The sequence below is a fragment of the Mesorhizobium sp. M0185 genome (genome assembly GCF_040322175.1).
Lineage (GTDB): Bacteria > Pseudomonadota > Alphaproteobacteria > Rhizobiales > Rhizobiaceae > Mesorhizobium.
This window is the reverse complement of the sequence record NZ_JAMYSY010000085.1, coordinates 1-16,430: the sequence shown is the minus strand read 5'-3', so window position 1 is coordinate 16,430 and position 16,430 is coordinate 1. Positions and strand designations below refer to the sequence as shown.

At 60.0% G+C, this 16,430-nt stretch carries 15 protein-coding genes and 6 pseudogenes; 9 read left to right on the top strand and 12 right to left on the bottom strand.

Annotation, left to right across the window (positions count from 1 at the left end; genetic code table 11):
• The 4 genes and pseudogenes from NKJ20_RS32805 to NKJ20_RS32790 form a co-directional block, all read left to right on the top strand.
• Positions 1 to 570: pseudogene (locus tag NKJ20_RS32805) on the top strand (extracellular solute-binding protein); the annotation flags it as partial.
• Between the two features lie 49 nt (positions 571 to 619).
• On the top strand, positions 620 to 1,468 hold the full coding sequence (locus tag NKJ20_RS32800; RefSeq protein ID WP_352749738.1) for an ABC transporter permease: 849 nt from the start codon (positions 620 to 622) through the stop codon (positions 1,466 to 1,468).
• Positions 1,469 to 1,470: 2 nt separating this feature from the next.
• Entirely contained in the window at positions 1,471 to 2,298 is an 828-nt protein-coding gene (locus NKJ20_RS32795; protein WP_352749736.1) for an ABC transporter permease, read from the top strand.
• A 4-nt stretch (positions 2,299 to 2,302) separates the two neighbouring features.
• Positions 2,303 to 3,394, top strand: coding sequence for an ABC transporter ATP-binding protein (locus NKJ20_RS32790; RefSeq protein WP_352749735.1), 1,092 nt, complete (start codon positions 2,303 to 2,305; stop codon positions 3,392 to 3,394).
• A 328-nt stretch (positions 3,395 to 3,722) separates the two neighbouring features.
• On the opposite strand, the pseudogene NKJ20_RS32785 reads toward NKJ20_RS32790, so the two are convergent.
• Positions 3,723 to 3,977 (bottom strand): annotated as a pseudogene (locus NKJ20_RS32785) (IS6 family transposase); the annotation flags it as partial.
• Between the two features lie 130 nt (positions 3,978 to 4,107).
• On the opposite strand from NKJ20_RS32785, the gene NKJ20_RS32780 reads away from it, so the two are divergent.
• The 3 genes from NKJ20_RS32780 to NKJ20_RS32770 all read left to right on the top strand — a co-directional run bounded on the left by NKJ20_RS32780 (position 4,108) and on the right by NKJ20_RS32770 (position 6,852).
• A complete protein-coding gene (locus tag NKJ20_RS32780) occupies positions 4,108 to 5,235 on the top strand; it encodes a succinylglutamate desuccinylase/aspartoacylase family protein (protein ID WP_352749734.1) in 1,128 nt (375 codons plus the stop codon).
• Positions 5,236 to 5,695: 460 nt separating this feature from the next.
• Positions 5,696 to 5,887, top strand: a complete 192-nt coding sequence (locus NKJ20_RS32775; protein WP_352749731.1) for a hypothetical protein — start codon at positions 5,696 to 5,698, stop codon at positions 5,885 to 5,887.
• Positions 5,857 to 6,852 carry a M24 family metallopeptidase gene (locus NKJ20_RS32770; RefSeq protein ID WP_352749730.1) on the top strand — a complete coding sequence of 332 codons (996 nt, stop codon included), beginning with the start codon at positions 5,857 to 5,859 and terminating at the stop codon, positions 6,850 to 6,852. The genes NKJ20_RS32775 and NKJ20_RS32770 overlap by 31 nt, the downstream gene beginning before the upstream one ends.
• 372 nt (positions 6,853 to 7,224) lie before the next feature.
• On the opposite strand, the gene NKJ20_RS32765 is transcribed toward NKJ20_RS32770, so the two are convergent.
• From NKJ20_RS32765 to NKJ20_RS32715, 11 genes and pseudogenes are all read right to left on the bottom strand, one after another.
• Positions 7,225 to 7,458: a hypothetical protein gene (locus NKJ20_RS32765; protein WP_023731894.1), complete on the bottom strand. Its 234-nt coding sequence runs from the start codon at positions 7,456 to 7,458 to the stop codon at positions 7,225 to 7,227.
• Positions 7,459 to 7,460: 2 nt separating this feature from the next.
• Positions 7,461 to 7,688: pseudogene (locus tag NKJ20_RS32760) on the bottom strand (transposase domain-containing protein); the annotation flags it as partial.
• Between the two features lie 28 nt (positions 7,689 to 7,716).
• Positions 7,717 to 9,786, bottom strand: a complete 2,070-nt coding sequence (locus NKJ20_RS32755; protein WP_352749728.1) for a recombinase family protein — start codon at positions 9,784 to 9,786, stop codon at positions 7,717 to 7,719.
• Positions 9,773 to 9,961: a hypothetical protein gene (locus tag NKJ20_RS32750; protein ID WP_352458677.1), complete on the bottom strand. Its 189-nt coding sequence runs from the start codon at positions 9,959 to 9,961 to the stop codon at positions 9,773 to 9,775. Before NKJ20_RS32750 ends, NKJ20_RS32755 begins: the two co-directional genes overlap by 14 nt.
• Before the next feature lie 74 nt (positions 9,962 to 10,035).
• Positions 10,036 to 11,713, bottom strand: a pseudogene (tnpC, locus tag NKJ20_RS32745) (IS66 family transposase).
• A 13-nt stretch (positions 11,714 to 11,726) separates the two neighbouring features.
• Positions 11,727 to 12,128: an IS66 family insertion sequence element accessory protein TnpB gene (gene tnpB, locus NKJ20_RS32740; RefSeq protein WP_352749725.1), complete on the bottom strand. Its 402-nt coding sequence runs from the start codon at positions 12,126 to 12,128 to the stop codon at positions 11,727 to 11,729.
• Complete coding sequence (tnpA, locus tag NKJ20_RS32735) at positions 12,125 to 12,478, bottom strand: IS66-like element accessory protein TnpA (protein WP_352749722.1); 354 nt, start codon at positions 12,476 to 12,478, stop codon at positions 12,125 to 12,127. The genes tnpB and tnpA overlap by 4 nt, the downstream gene beginning before the upstream one ends.
• A 50-nt stretch (positions 12,479 to 12,528) precedes the next feature.
• Positions 12,529 to 12,783 carry a site-specific integrase gene (locus NKJ20_RS32730; RefSeq protein WP_352749719.1) on the bottom strand — a complete coding sequence of 85 codons (255 nt, stop codon included), beginning with the start codon at positions 12,781 to 12,783 and terminating at the stop codon, positions 12,529 to 12,531.
• An 84-nt stretch (positions 12,784 to 12,867) separates the two neighbouring features.
• Positions 12,868 to 13,038, bottom strand: a complete 171-nt coding sequence (locus NKJ20_RS32725) for a site-specific integrase (protein WP_352749716.1) — start codon at positions 13,036 to 13,038, stop codon at positions 12,868 to 12,870.
• A gap of 173 nt (positions 13,039 to 13,211) precedes the next feature.
• Entirely contained in the window at positions 13,212 to 13,784 is a 573-nt protein-coding gene (locus NKJ20_RS32720) for a tyrosine-type recombinase/integrase (RefSeq protein WP_352749740.1), read from the bottom strand.
• Positions 13,785 to 13,854: 70 nt separating this feature from the next.
• Positions 13,855 to 14,190: pseudogene (locus NKJ20_RS32715) on the bottom strand (integrase); the annotation flags it as partial.
• 107 nt (positions 14,191 to 14,297) lie between these two features.
• Here NKJ20_RS32715 and istA point away from each other — a divergent pair.
• Both istA and istB read left to right on the top strand, forming a co-directional pair.
• Positions 14,298 to 15,586, top strand: a pseudogene (gene istA / locus NKJ20_RS32710) (IS21 family transposase).
• On the top strand, positions 15,586 to 16,430 hold an 845-nt coding region (istB, locus tag NKJ20_RS32705), incomplete at its 3' end, for an IS21-like element helper ATPase IstB (protein WP_352749714.1). The pseudogene istA and the gene istB, both read left to right, overlap by 1 nt.

Here is a 16,430-nt window from a genome sequence, read left to right as displayed (position 1 = left end):
TTTCCTATACCGACACTGAATCAGAACGTCCAGATGGTCTCGTTGGCGCTTTCCAAGGGAGGCGACGAGAAGAATATGGAGCCGGCATGGGACTTCATGAAGGAGTTGGCTCGAAGCGGCAACATTGGTCGAATCGCAAACGCAGATATTGACGTAGATAATTCCCTTAGCTCAGGAGAAACCAGTATAACGTTCAATTCTAACGGCACCTATACCGGGCTGAGCCGCAAATTCAAAATGCGAGTGCTGAATAGGATGGACCCAGCAACAACAGGGTTCCGAACTTTTTATCTCCAGGAAGGCTGGTGTGTGCTGAAAGGTGGTAATACTGACGCCGCGTTCAAGTTGGTGAACTTTCTTATTAGCCCAGGTATCAACGCCGAATACAACTCTATGGTGGGAGCTATGCCTGCCAGTGTCAAGGCGGCGGTCCCTGACGAGGCCAAACCTTTCGTGTTCAACAACGAGGAAATGAATAAATATGCCTACGTTCCGGACTGGTCGTATATCTCCGAGCAGTCGGATCCTTGGATGAAGCGCTGGGAGCAGGAAATCCAGCCTCTGCTTTAGCGGAAAGCCGCGAGAATGTGTGGCGCAAGCGCGTCGGCCAAGGATTCAAATGAGACATCCTAAATCCCAAATACTGCTGCTGCTTCCGGCGGCAGCAGTATTTCTCCTCTTCCTTGTGCTGCCGCTAATGACAGTCATTGAGGAGAGCTTTCGCACATTCACGCCAGGCCGTATCGGGGCCGTGGCGGGAGCCCCGCTTACCATCAAGAATTATACGGAATTCTTCGGCCCCGCCTATGCGAGGTACTTTGGCCAAACCTATGTGTTGGGGTTCTTCGCGTCCGTGATCGCTATCATCATAGCGTTTCCGGTCGCCTATTATATTGCGAAGAATGCATCTGCGAGTGTGCGGAAGATCTGGATCTCAGCTCTCATCGGGCTGATGTTCTTGAGCTCATTGGTTCGGGTCTATGCGATCGAATTGACGTTTGGTTCTGTCGGGATACTCTCCCCGTTCATGTCCTTCTTTGGCGTCAACATGAACGGCAGTGCATATATTAACATCATCATCATCGTCGGATTGCTCCACTATGCAATACCGATATCGATCCTGATCATGATAGGCGCGATACTGAATCTCAATCCTCGCTTGACCGAGGCGGCGCAATCTCTTGGCGCATCGGCAATAGAGTCACATCTTTCAGTAACGGTCCCGTTGTGCATCAAGGGAATCGCGTCTGCATTTTTGGTTTCAATGACGTTTGGCGTAAGCGCTTTCGCCATCCCTTGGATCCTGGGGCGAGGAAGGGTGCAGTTTATTTCAAACATTGTCTACAGTCGCTTCAGTGAAGTATCGAACTACCCCAGCGGGGCTGCAATATCGATTATGATGATGATTCTATCGCTTCTAATGATTTTTATTATCTCTAGAATTGCAACGTTGCTTGATAGGACCTAAGAATGCTCACCAAGCGAAACGCAGACGCCAGTCTTGGGGCACTCCTAAAGGCAGTAATCGCGGTGGCGGCAGTGTTTTTGCTGCTCCCAGTGGTGATGACCGTGATCATGGCATTTGACTCGCGTGACTACCTTGGTCAATTTCCTCCCCCGAGTCTGTCGACGAAGTGGTTCACCAAGTTCGCCCACAATGGCTATCTCTGGTCCGGACTCCACACGAGCCTGTTGCTGGCGACCGCGGCAACCGCCGTCGCGACCACGATTGGAGCCTTGGCCGCGCTGGCAATCAGTCGAATGTCTGCGCAATGGCGGGATTCTGTCACGACGGCCTTCCTGTCGCCTCTAGTGCTGCCAGGAGTTTTCATTGGATTTGCATTGCTGATGGCATTTTCGGCAGTGAACGTGCTGCCGACATTTCTGAAAATGCTCGCCGGGCACCTTATCATCACAATTCCGTTTACGATCAGAATGACACTGATAGGGCTGACTGGAATAAGTGCCACGCTGCGTGAAGCTGCATTGAGCCTTGGCGCCCATGAACGCCAAGCGTTCTTCACGATAACCTTGCCGCTCGCTAAGAATAGTATCGCCGCTGGTGCGATCTTTGCCTTCGCATTCTCCATGGACGATCTAACAATCAGCCTCTTTTTGAGCGACTTCAATACGTATCCGCTTCCCGTCGCTCTCGTAGGTCTTATGAGGTCGAACTTCGATCTCACTCTCGCTGCGGCCGCCGTCTTTCTGATTGGGCTAACTGTCGTCATTTTGATTGTGCTCGACCGCATGTTTGGTCTCGAGCGGGTTATCGGCCATGGCATCTATGAGGCTTGACTCAATGAATGTTCTTGAATTGAAAGACGTCAGCAAAAAATACGGTGAATTTGTCGCTGTTGATGGCGTCTGCTTGGAAATAGAACAAGGAAAGATTCTTTCTCTCTTGGGGCCAAGTGGGTGCGGGAAATCGACCACGCTACGCATGATAGCGGGGTTTACGGCGCCGAACAGCGGAACTGTGGCAATCGCAGGCGAAAACGTTGACCATCTGAAGCCCTACGAACGCAATGTTGGGCTTCTGTTCCAGGATTACGCGCTTTTCCCCCACATGACGGTGGAGCAGAATGTCGCCTACGGACTGCGGTACCGTGGAACACCGAAGCCGATGATACCTACTCGAGTCCAGCACATGCTATCACTTGTACGCATGGTCGGTATGGAGGCCAGATATCCTGGCCAGCTAAGCGGTGGACAACAGCAGCGCGTAGCGCTTGCCCGGGCGCTGGCAACTGACCCCCAAATCGTCCTGCTAGACGAGCCTCTATCCGCACTTGATGCCAAGCTTCGCCTGGAGTTGCGTATCGAGCTTAAGGAAATCCTCAGATCAGTAAGAGCGACCACCATTGTCGTCACGCACGACCAGGAGGAGGCTCTTAGCCTTGGCGACGAAGTCGTTGTCATGCATGCGGGCAAGGTAGTTCAGCGAGGTTCTCCGATAGAAATCTACAAAACGCCCGCAGATAAGTTTGTAGCTGAATTCGTTGGCAGATCGAATTGGTTTTACGCATGTAGATGTGGTCAATTAAGTGGAGGCCGTAGCTACTATATTGCTTCCAATGGAATGGAGATTTGGACGAGATCAGCGCCGACAGACCGGCGTTTAAGTGCCGATCTATGCATCAGACCAGAACATATTGAACTCATGGACGTCACACAAGGTGTTGTGAGTGATGAACCAGACCAGAATTTTTTAGAGGGTGTCGTAGTCGACGTGGCGCCTTTGGGGGCCGATGTGCATGTGGTCGTCGACCTACCCGGTGAGACTCGGTTGCAGGTAATCCGAAAGAATGTCGGGAGGATTCCCACGGTCGCGCCGGGACAACCTGTGCGGCTATGCTTTGCAGCATCCGATGTTCTCGTATTCCACACCTGAACATTGGCGAAGGTCACACATTCATAAACGGGATTCCCAAAAGTTGCGCAGTGTGACTTCCTTCCTGCAAGATGCAGGAGGTTGACATGGCCCATTTTGATTTAACAGATTTCAAGCGTAAGCGCCAAGCTGACCCCGTCTGGCGCGGCTTGGGGTGATGAGCGAGAGATAGTGACACTGAAGCAAGGAGCCGAGGAGCTTGTAGTGTCAATTTCTATGTCTGCGCCTATGCCTGATGATAGAAGTTTCCATGTTCTTGAAGCGGTTGCCAACCGACTTGAGGCAAGCCCGCAGCGTCCGCGCCGGCGCTGGTCGGCGGAAGCGAAGTCGCCACCATGACTTCATCCAGGTGCCAGACATCGTCTTTCGTTGGTGCCTTGCGGCGTATGCGGCGCGCATGATCAGGGCCGTGCTTTCGGCACCATCGGCGGAGGGTCTCGTAGGAAACGACGATCCCGCGATCGAGCAGCATTTCCTCGACATCGCGCAAGCTCAGTTTGAAGCGGAAGTAGAGCCAGACAGCACGGGCCACGATTTCGCTCGGATAGCGGTGGTTCTTGTAGGTCGGTGCACTCACGGTCATGGGGCGCGCTGCTACCTCAATTTCCTTACCGCTCAACCAATGTGACAGCACCCCAACCGCACTTAAAGGTCCGATTCACACCAATGCAGACGAAGCAGTCATGCCAGTTCGGAGCTTATATCAAAACGAGATGTCGACGATCAGAAAACTGAATTTGACCTCAGCATCCACGACGGACGATAGTTCCGGTGCGCCTCTGCTCCCGATTGCAGGATACAGCGACAATAGTCTGGCAAAAGTGATTTCGAAGAAAGCCGAAACGATGAGCGAAGCACCGCACCTAACGTTTAAAATTGACGCGCCTGGCTTGAGCACGGGGCATCTCGTTGTTCCCAAAGGTGCTGACTGTGAAGCTCTTTTGATCCCGGTCTTCAGCCTCAATAAAGGCGAGGGACCGCGGCTTCTTATTACTGGAGGAAATCACGGAAATGAGTTGGAGGGGCCAATAGTCGCTCGACGACTTATTGAGTGGCTGCCCGAACTCCAAACTTGCGGGAGAATTCTTATCGTACCAGTGCTAAATCCGCCTGCCGTGCGCGGATGGAGCCGAAACACGCCAGTCGACGGCTTGAACCTCAACAGAATGTTTCCGGGGCGTGCCGATGGCTCGGTAAGCGAACGCATTGCAGATGCGATTTGTCGAGTGCTAGTACCAGAGGCAGATACCGTGTTTGATCTGCATAGCATGGGACCTACGTGGGATTCTGTGCCTGCGGTTATTACGCATCCTATTGCTGATACCGAGCTCATGGCCAAGACACTCCGTTTAGGAGAGTCCCTCAAGTTGCCGGTAACATTGCTTTGGGAACATGACGAGACTGCTGGCATGTTCGATAGTTGGGTGCATAGCCAGGGCAAGGTGTTCATTTGTACTGAGTTTGGGGGTGGCACCGTTGGCCTCGAAGATCTGAAAATATACGAGGCTGGCGTGCGCAACGGTCTAATCGCGCTCGGACTGATCGAGGGAACAGTAGAAATTCCGACCTTCGGTCAGCAGAAGTTTTGTCAAACACTTGAAACGTTATTGTCTGACAAGATCATATCCCCAGCGACGGGCATCTTCGAACCTCGATGCTCAGTGCTGCAAAAAGTGCAGCAGGGAGACTTAATCGGGAAGTTGCATCCGATGGATTCAGCGTCGGCCGACTCCATCGATATCCGGGCGCCTTCAACGTCAATTGTCTGCACTATCAAATCGGGTGCGCATGTCACGGTTAATCAACAGGTGGCCATCATAGCGAAGCCTCTCAAACGGTGAAGTCCTCCGGAATAAGCGCGGCTATGAGCGAGCGGTCAGCACCTTTGGGCCGTCCGTGACGTCGGCGGCTCATTATACCTGGGACGCAAGACGTATTTTGGTAGCGCATATTGGGCGTTGTGGCCGTCGAGTACGGAACGTACCCCAGTCGATCATTATGCGCTCAATCGCGATGAATACTGGCTGTTTAGGTACAATCCGCACGCAGTTGATTCTGAACTGAGCCCGCAGCTTCGTAATGCGAGCAAACGCCATCTCTACCCAGAAGCCAGTTAGGAACAGTTATGTCTCACGTCAAGGTGGACGCTCTTCGAGCCCCGCCCTTGCTGTGCCTTTGCGAGCGCATCTGCGAATCAACAGCCTCGGGCGACTGGACTGGTATTCCGCAGGCAAGAGTAGCCGCGGGGGGTATTTCTAGCCTCAACTTGACCGACTACAACCGACGATAAGGAGCTTATCTATGACTGCGGTCAAATCTATTCCCTTCACTGGTGCCCCGTTCCCGAAATCAGAGTATGAGCGACGGCAGCAGAAGGTGCTTGAAACAGTTGCCCAAGCCGAGCTCGATGCACTTGTAGTCACTGCCCATGGTCATCTCCAGTATCTCGGGGATACGATGGAATGGGGGCATATTTCATGCCGTTTCCGTTGATTCTCGTGCCGGGCAGGCCTCCAATCTATGTAGTCCGGGAATACGAGTTCACTGGCGTTCGCGCGGAGAGCTGCATCGATGAGTTGGTCGGTTATACAGAGCAGCCAGATTTTGCCAAAGTGTCTGCCGACGTGTTACGCCGGTTGGGATTGGCAGGCAAGAAGGTAGGTTTCGAGCTGGGCTGCTGGGGCCTCGCTCCGGCAGATGTATATGCGCTTCAGACGCTTCTTCCCGAAATGAAAATTGCCGATGCCTCTCGTCTGGTCGCATCGGTTATGGCCGTGAAGAACGAGTTGGAGATCAAAGCAATGCGTGATGCGATGGCCGTGACCGACATGGCCGTGCGTGCATTTCAGCATAGTCTGAGGGCCGGCATCTCCGAGGCTGAAATGGCGGTGGCCATCCAGAGTGAGGTTACCAAATCCGGTGGCGAGGACGTCAGGCTTGTCTCAGTCGGGTTTGGCGAGCGGACGAAGCTACCCCACACGAAGCTGACACGCCATCCAATGGGTAACAACGAACCTGCGATGATTGAAGTCGGCGGCATGAAGCAGGGATATGCCGGGGCTCTGGTCCGCGGCGCCGTGCTTGGCAGGCATCCTGAGACCGAAACCTTGCATGCCTTGGCGGAGGAGGCACTTGAAGCCGCCATCGCCGCGATCAAGCCAGGTGTAACGGCGGGAAAGGTGGACGCGGCGGCCCGCAGGGTGATCGAGCGGTCTGTGAGACCCAAAGCCCTTAATCATCGGGTTGGATACCAAACCGGCTCCCCATGGGGCGAACGCGGCAACATCAGCCTGGAGCCCGGCGCAACGGACGTCCTTCAGGCCAACATGACCGTCCATATGCCCGTCATTCTCCTCGGGGAAGGTCGTTACTTGTTTGGCTGCAGCGAGACTGTCTTGGTGACGGAGCGCGGAGCGGAGATACTCAGCGGTACACCACACACGCTCTATCGCGCGTGACGCGTTTGCAGTGACCGTAATCGTCTTTCACTCTTTTCATGTTTACCACAATTCCGCGGGGTTGCGTCTGCGCCGTGCAGCCGATCTTTGCGGCAATCGAGGAAACCGCCTTGCGGGTGCGACCGCTCCAACTGAAGATCGCTTGCGTTGACGCCGGTGGCTTCGGAGACCCGGGCGCCGCGATGAGGGTGTCCACTTCGGCCTTGGTGAGGTGGTACGTCACCTCAATGTGCGTCCGTTTAATGGGAATCGTCAGCACGCGTTGGGCGACGCCGAAGGACGCCGGGTCGGCGGCAGTGAGTACGCATCCGGTGAAGACCGCAGACGTGCGCATCCGGCAGCCAGGAGAACCTGAGCACCGGAGTGCTGGGGTCAAGCTTTCTTTGGGGAGACGCGATGATATTCTTCGAGGAGGAGTTTGACCTCCTCGATGCCTTCATCGGTGAAGGCCAAGATCCCGTCGTCATCGTTGGCGCCGTAGACCCAGATGACGCCGTCCTCGGGCTCGAGACCGAGGGTCAGGTCCTGGATGAGCGCTTCGCTGACGCCGAGGTCCCTGGCGACACGATCGACGGTGTAGACGTGATGCACCTTATTGCGCTGCATGATCAGGCCGCCGCTGGTTGGGTCCGCAATTTTGCGGATCTCCAATTCCACGGCAGCAAATCATCGATCCGATGGGCCGGATACGCGGGCAGTCGGGCGAGGACGTCGGCGAGCCAGGCCTGCGGGTCGACATCGTTCATCTTGGCGCTGACGATCAGGCTGTAGAGAACGGCCGCGCGCTGTCCGCCGCGATCGGAACCGCAGAAGAGCCAGGACTTTCTGCCGAGAGCGAAGACCGATTCATTATGCACCTCCTTTTCAAATGGCGGAAAACAGCGATTCTTGGTTGTCGTCGTGGATGCGACGCGGAGTATTGCGCGCCAAATCGGCCTTGATCCGTTCGTCTTCGAGGTCGCTGGCGCGGATCTGGTAGGGCGCGCCGCGCATGACCTGCTCGGCGGGCAAGAGGCCATCCCTGATGAACCGGCGGATTTTGACGTGCGAGACTCCAAGCCGGGCGGCCGCGTCCGACATGGTGAGCCACTCGCCATTCTTGTCGGAAGAGCGATAGCCGCTGATCTTGTGCACCGTGCGCAGCGATTGGACGCGACGCGCGGTCCAGGTCTTTCCCTGACCGGTCTGCATGCCCATGCGGTTGAGTGTGGCAGCGATTTCGGCATCCGACCACCGGGTTGCCATGGATCGCATGATCGCCAGAGCCTCCTCAGGCGTACGCTGGCCATGCTCTCCGGATTTGGGCTTGCGAACCCGTACCTGCGAGTGCTGGCCTCCATGCCAGTGGATGGTCAAGATCACGTCGCGCGCATCGTCATCGACATCCGCCACGATGTCCTCGATGAGTGCGCGCAGCAGTTGCTGACGACAGCGCATGTCGACACCCGGCGCATTCCAGGTGGCCTCGAGATCCTGGGCGAGGCCCGTGAAGTCCGGAACCGCGTCGACAGGCTCCACACGCTGGACTTCGCTCAGCCGGGCCTCGCAGGTCTCCACGCGCCTGAGCGTGGCTTCCCAACTCCTCTCGAGCTGGGCCGCAATAAGCCGGTTCTCCGGGTCGCAAGCGGCATAGCGGCGCTCGGCAAGCGATGCCTCATAGCGCGCCTGCTGCAGGTCCATCTCGATCATCTGCCGCCGCTTGGCTTCGCTCTCCAGCTGCATGCGTTCAGCCTCCAACGCCGCTTCGATCGCCATCGGCGCAACCGCCTCCAGCGCTTCGCGGGTCACCGCCGCGTCGGTGCGAAAGCCGTTGAACGACATGCATCGCGCCTGGGCCATCATGAGGTTGCCGCGCTCGCAGCGATATACCGGATAACCTTGGCCGCGTCCGGCATACATGACAACCAGTCTTCGCCCGCATCGACCACAGGAGATGAGACCGGGGAGCAGCGCGCGACCGCCGCGGCCCGACTTGACGCCGCCGGCTTTGCCATAAGCGTTGGCCGCGAGCAGTTCCTGGTTCCGTTCGTACTCGCTCCATCCGATGTAGCCTTCGTGATGGTCGTTGAGCACCACCGCCCACTCGCTAGCCGGCTTGTAATGGCCATAGCTCTTGCGAACGCGGCCATCGACGATCTCAGTGCGCTTCTCGCTCTTACCATAGACATAGGCGCCGGCGTAGAATGGGTTCTTCAGGATCGAGATCACGTTGCGGTAGCGGATCGGAACCCAGTCGAAGGACACCATCTTCTTGCCGTCGGAGGGTCTGGGGAAATGCACGTCATCGTCGATCATCGAGATCAGGACCTGGCGCGCACTGCCGAGTTCGCGGGAGCGCGCGAATATCAGGCGAATGGTCTCCTGCAGGCGCATGTCGGGATCGAACCCGAGACCGTAATCGCGGTGCCAGACATAGCCGAAAGGCACGGAGATGCGCAGTTCCCCGCGCTGTGCCTTGGCGCGGGCGGCCTCGTACATGCGGGCACGCAGCACGCCGAGCTCGAACTCGCTGATGCTGCCCTTCATACCGAGCAGCAGGCGGTCGTTCGGCAGTCCCGGATCGTAGACTCCGTCCAGATCGATCACGCGTGCATCAACTTCGCCGCACAACTCGAGCAGCCGATGCCAGTCCGGCCCGTTGCGCGACAGGCGGGACGCCTCCAGGCAAAGCACGGCGCCCACATGGCCGGTGCACAGATCGTCGACCAGGCGCTCGAAACCGGGACGCTCCACAGCCCCGCTTGCGGTTCGTCCCAGATCCTCGTCGATCACCTCTACTTTGCGGAATCCCCAGCGCCGCGCGACGTCGACAAGCTCATATTGCCGACGTTGGCTCTCAAGGTTGAGCTGGACCTGCGCCTGAGTGGACTGACGCACATAGACGACAGCCTTGCGCTTGAGGACGGCAGTCGGAATCAGATTACCGCTCGTCATCGCAGCTCTCCTCCTCCGTTGCCACGCCGGCGGCGGCCATCAGTACGTTGGCGAGCCGGGCGATCACTATGGTCCGTTGCGCTGAACTCAGCCCGTTCAGCTTCTCCGAGTCGAGCGGCAAGCTGAGTTGGCGAACGACCACCAGAGATCGTGTCGGGGGTGGCAGGGTTCTCATGTTGCGCCTCCGCGATGGTGAAACCATCCGAAGAGCCTCGCCGGAAACGGCGTTCGATCAAGAGCTTGTGCAGCTCAAGCAGCGCGGCAAGCGATACGCGCGGGGGGCCCAGGTCCATCGCCGCGCAAGCCACGGGATCGATCATCCAGGCCGGAGCGGTAATGACATGCCCGGGCGCGACGACGAGATGAATGATCCGGCCGTTGGCGCGCTCTTCGCTGTTCTCGCAGCGAAGCCGACGTCCGAAATACGGGTGCCAACGGTAATGGACCTCGACCTCCTGCCCAACATGGGCAGAATGACCCCGAGATGGCGATGCCGCGCAGGGCTCGCTCGGCTGCATTGTTGGATAGGCAGATCCGCCCATCGTCGAGGAACCGGGTGAAGGATGACCAGCGGCGCAGCATGTAGTTGAAGGCCTTGGTCAGGTCGTGCCCGCGCGAGAGCTTGTCGCGCGTCTTGATCATCCAGCGCTCGAGCTCGGTGACCAGCGGCGCGCTCCGCTCTTGGCGCACCGCGTGGCGTTGGGCCGGCGACAGGCCGTTGATCGCGCGCTCGATATCGAACAGGGCATCGATGCGCTTCACGGCTTCGACCGCCAGCGGATAGACCAGGTTGGGCTTCTCGCCGTGCGCCTTCTTGCGCGCCGCCGCTTCGACATCGGCCAGCTCAAACACTTTGCGCCGGCTGTGGGCCCAGCAGCTGGCCTCCAGAACAGGCGCCGGCTGACGACCCGTCGCATAGAGATCGCCATAACCACCAAAGGCATCGGCCTGCAGAATGCCGCTCCAGCCGGCGAGATGCGCCGCGGGATGTTCGCCTCGGCGATCGCGGGAATAGTAGAACACGACCGCCGGCGGATCGGCGCCGCCGAATGGTCGGTCATCGCGCACATAGGTCCATAATCGGCCGGTATCGGTCTTGCCCTTGGCCAGGACCGGCACCGCCGTGCAGACGTGCCGCGGACAGCACATGGGCTTCGAGCTGCTTGAACAGCGGCATCAGCGCCGCGGCGCCGGCGCCGACCTGGTCGGCGAGCGTCGACAGGCTGAGCGGCACGCCTTCGCGGGCATAGCGTTCGGCCTGGCGGTTGAGCGGCTGATGCTGGCCGAACTTCTCGAACAGGATCATCGCCAGCAGGCCCGGACCGGCCCAGCCGCGCGGGGTGGCGTGGAACGGCGCCGGAGCCTGGCTGATCGCCTCGCAGTCGCGGCAGGTGAACTTCTCCCGCACGTGTTGGATCACCTTCCATTGCCGCGGCACCATCTTCAACGTCTCGGTGATATCCTCACCCAGCCTGCGCAGCCGATGACCGCCGCAGCAGTGGCAAGCGGCCGGCGCCGGCTCGATCACGCGTTCGCGCGGCAGGTGCTCGGGAAATGGCTGGCGCGCCGGTCGCTTGCGCATGTAAGGCGCCACCTCGGTGGTCCGGGCCGCGGCCTGTTCGGCGGCGATCTCGTCTTCCGTCGCGGTGCTCTCGAGTTCCTCGAAGGTGAGTTCCATCTGGTCGTGCAGGCGGGCTGAGCGTTCAGAACTCTGACCATGCAGCGCCCGCTGCAGCTTCCGGATCGTCAGATGCTGATGCGCGATCAGCGCCGCATCATCCGATGCCTTGGCCCTGGCGACCGCCAGTTCGGCCTCGACCAGCGCAGCGCGCGCGGCCTCGTCTTCGGCTCTGGCCAGCGCCGCGGTCAGCGCTGCTCTCAGCGCGCCAATATCGTCCGGAACGGCATCCTGGGCGGTGGCAACCATGCCCTGGAGTGAATCATAAAACGCGTCCGCTGACTCGCGGAAAATGGCGCAAACTCAAAGAAAAACTCAGCCCGCGCGCTGCGGGCGGAACGTGTGAAGCGGGTTGCGCCAATCGATCCCGTCGAGCATGTAGGCGAGCTGCGCCGGTGATATGGAAACCGTGCCCGTCCGCCGGCGACGGCCATAGAAACCGGCCCTTCTCGAGCCGTTTTGCATACAGCGACATGCCGAGCCCATCATGCCAGATAATCTTGATCAGATTGCCGCTGCGGCCGCGGAAGACATAAATATCGCCGGCATGCGGGTCCCGGCCCAGCGTCTCCTGAACCTGCAGAGCGAGGCCTTGCATCCCGCGACGCATATCGGTCCGGCCGACCGCCAACCAGATCCGCACCTGGCTCGGAACCGGGATCATGAAACGCCCAGCGCCTTCACCATCGCTGCCGCCAGTGTTGGCGGCGTGGTCAGCGGAATCCGCAGCCGCACCTTGCCGGCGACCTCCAGCTCGATCACCGCTGGGGATGCCGCCGGCCGCGAAACGGCGACAGGCTCATCGGGAGCCACGACAACTTCGGCAAAGCCCGTCTCGCGGGCTCTCACCGTGCGGCGCCACTTATAGATCAGGCTGGTCGCGACATCGGACTGACGCGCTACCGCCGCCACTGTGGCCCCGGGCGCGAATGCCGCGGCCAGTATCCGGCACTGATCCTCTTCACGCCAACGACGACGACGCTCAGGCCCGGTCAATAACGTCACATGGCTCATGCTGTGCTGCTAACTTCGCTCGTAAGGGCGACCTTAAGAGCGCAGCCTCGCTACCGTGCCGTCCTCTCGCAAGGCGGCCTTCGCCGGAGGGTATCGGCAGTGACGTGGTGGAAGAAAGATCGGATCGCGGCCAGGCGGGCATTGCGCGTCGCGACAGAGTTGTTCCGCTTCTCTTCGAGCTCGTCGAGAAAGGCGAGAACGAGGTCTCGATCAAGGTCTTCGAGCGTCAACGCCGCCGGCTTCCTTCGTAACCGGGCGGCGGCAAAGAGGATCAGCATGCGCAAGGCGTCGCGATAGCTGGCCACGGTCGCGGGAGGTCGCGTTGCGTTGCTTGGTCAGGCGCCGGCGAAAATAGGACTCCAGGAGCGGCGCCGGGAGCAGGTGTTCGCTCATGCTGCACCTCCATCGAGCAAGGCGCGTTCCGCCGCAATGGCGAGAAGATCCGCCGAGCCAGTGGGGTAGTAGGCTGTATCGCTGTAACTGGCGTGGCCGAGATAGGTGGCGAGCAATGGGAGCAGCGCCTGAACGCTGGCGCGCCGCATCGAGCTGAGCGTGCTCAACGTAGCGGACGAAAGCCCGCAACGTGCCGGCTTGCTTGCTGAAGGCGTAGCCGAGGGAGTGGCGCAGCTCGACGTAACGCTCGGCCTGCTCGCCGAGGAAACGGACGAAGGCGGTCATGCGACGCCTCCCGGAAAAGGGAGTGCGACCTCGGCGAGCTGCGAGGCCGCGACCTTTACGTACAGCGCCGTTGTGTTGATGCTCGGTGCCCGAGAAGATGGGCGACCTCGTTGATCGGCCTTCGCTGCCTGACGAGTTGGGTGGCAAGGCTGTGGCGCAGGAGATGCGCACCTGCGACCCGCCCGAGTTCGACCCCGCCATGCCGCAACCGCTTTCGCACGATCCTGGAAACAGGCGACGCGCACTTGAACGGTCCCACGGGCGGCGTGAAGGACAGGAACAGATACGGACTATCCACCTTCGGTCGAGCGCGCAGGATGTAGTCGGCGAGCGCGGCGCCGGTCTCCTCGAGGAGCGGTGCCACCCGATCACGCTTGCCCTTGGTGCGCCGGACAAAAACCTCGCCAGCACGCCAGTCGATATCCTGCAGCCGAATGGCGCGAAGCTCGCCGTTGCGAATGCCCGTGGTGGCGAGTAGCAACAGGACGGCTCGATCGCGGATGTCGACTGGCGTCGTTGCGCCGATCATCGATTGCGCGCCGAACGTCATCCCATGCAAGGCGCGGCGGCAAATGCGCCAAACGCCAATGAGGCGTCCTTGGGACGACGCGGGCGAGATCCTGTTCACGGTGGGCAGCCCAACATAAAAACCGAAGAAATGTTCGGATGTGAGAAATCGCCGCCGTGCGGGTGGCGGAGGTCGCCGATAGCGACAGCCGATGCTCAACGGCGGCGAGGACGTGCTCAGCCGTCAACGCCTCGAGGTCTTGGCCGGGATGGTGATGGCGGAACCAATCCAGAAAGCGGCGGCCGCCGAGAAGAACGCCTTCGCGGGTCTTCGGCTCCAGGCCCCGCACCCTGCGCAGATAGTCCGAAAAGGAAGCCAGAAGTGGGGCAACCGGATCATCCTCTACACTTGGAACGGAAACAATGAAACGCTCAGGAGCCACTCGCCGAGCGTGTCCCAGCGCCGATCCTGCCCCAATGCGCGGAGTATCCGTAGTAAACCTGCATAAAATAGCTATCGATGACATCTTGATGGATCGGCATCGGACCACTGCGCGGCCCTGTCGGCCGAATTGAGAAACTGACCCCTGACGAAATGAAGAACTGACCCCCTCGGTTATGAGAGGAGGCATGGATGACGGTTGAGATTTCGGCGATTCCTGCATTGTCGAGAACGATGCAGGGAGAGGAGATGCTTCAGCCTGAAGAAGTGGCAGCGATGCTGCGGCTGCATGAGCTTGGCTGGGGAGCGAAGCGACTTGCGAAGGAATTCGGATGCGCGCGCAACACGGTGCGTCGGTATCTGCGCGAGGGCGGGACTTTTCCGTTTCGCAAGCCTGTGCGGCGGACCGCGTTTGACGGGCTGGACGATTGGCTGCGGGAGCGCTTCTTCCGCCATGGCGGCAACGCCGATGTGGTGCGCCAGGAACTGGAGAGCGAACATGGGATCGTTATAGGGCTTCGGTCGGTGGAGCTTCGGGTGCAGGGTTGGCGTCGGGAGTTGAGGGCGCAGAAGCGCGCGACGGTTCGGTTTGAGACGGCGCCGGGACATCAGATGCAGATCGACTTTGGCGACACGCGGGCGTGGATCGGCGGCGAGCGTGTTCGGGTGCACCTGTTTGTGGCGACGCTGGGTTACTCGCGTCGGCTGCATATCCGTCCCTCGCTTCGGGAGCGCCAGGCGGACTGGTTCGAGCGGATGGAAGGAGCCTTCCTTCGCTTCGGCGGGGTTCCAACGGAAGTGCTGTTCGACAATCCGAAGGCGCTGGTCGAACATCACGATGCGACGACGCGGGAGGTGCGGTTCAATGTGAGGCTGCACACCTTTGCCCGCTACTGGGGATTTACGCCGCGGGCTTGTGCGCCCTACCGGGCGCGTACGAAGGGGAAGGACGAACGCGGGGTCGGCTATGTCAAGCGCAATGCGATTGCCGGCCGCCGGTCGAGAACTGGGCGGCGTTCGAGGCGCATCTGGACCGGTGGACACGCGAGATTGCCGATCAGCGTGTGCATGGCACGACCGGCGTGGCTCCTGCGGGGCGCTTTGCCGAAGAAGCCATGGCGCTTCGCCCTCTGGGCGGACGGGCACCGTTTGGGCAGCTGCGGGATCTCGTGCGCAAGGTCCAGGCGGACTGCGCAATCGACCTGGACACGAACAGTTACTCGGTTCCCTGGCGGCTGATCGGGGAGAGCGTCCAAGTCGTGGTGCTGGGCGGCCGCGTTATCGTGCGTCATGCGGGCGAGGTGGTGGCGGATCATGCCTTGTGCCGCGGGCGTCGCCAACGGATTGTCGAGCGGGCGCATCTTGCCGGCGTGGTCGGCGCTGCTGCGCCGGTGCGATCGGCGCCGGCGGAGATCGTTGCGCCTTCCGCTCTGTTGCGGCCGCTGGCCGAATATGAGGCACTGGTGGGAGGCAGCTGGTGATGACGACGGTCGATCACGAGATGTTGGTGGCTCAGCTCGACCGGCTGAAGCTGACCGCGATCCGAGATCAGCTCGATACGCTGCTGGACGAAGCGGCGCGTTCGCAAATGACCTTGCGCGAGGCTTTGGCCTTCCTGGTGACGCGCGAGATCGCGCGGCGCGACGAGCGGCGCATCTCCATGGCAGGCAAGATCGCGCAGTTCCCGTTTGTGCGCGAACTCGATGGCTTCAACTTCGACGCGCAGCCGTCGCTGGATCAGCGCCAAGTCCGGGAGCTGGCGACCTGCCGCTGGATTGCTCATGGCGACACGGTCCTGTTCCTTGGACCTCCGGGTACGGGCAAGACACATCTGGCGGTGGCTCTCGGGCGCGAGGCGATCCGGCAGAACCATAGCGTCCAGTTCGTCACGGCGGCCACGCTCGTGGCGATGCTGGCCAAGGCCCATGACGACGGTTCACTCGAAAAGCAGCTGACGACCCTGTCGCGGCCGAAACTGTTGATCATCGACGAGCTCGGCTATCTCCCGTTCGAAGCCAATGCCGCGCATCTGTTCTTCCAGCTGGTGTCGCGGCGTTATGAGCGGGGATCGATCCTGATCACCTCCAACCGCTCGGTGGGCGAATGGGGCAGCGTGTTTGGTGATCCCGTGGTCGCGACCGCGATCCTTGATCGCCTGCTTCATCATTCGACGGTGATCACCATCCGCGGTGACAGCTACCGGCTTCGCGAAAAGCGGGGGGTGGGGGGGGTTGGGCCAGCCCCCCCCCGCCCCCCCCCCCCCACCACCCCCCAAACAAAAAACCGGTGGTGTTTGGGTGTTGCCCCCCGGCGGCGGGTGGGAGA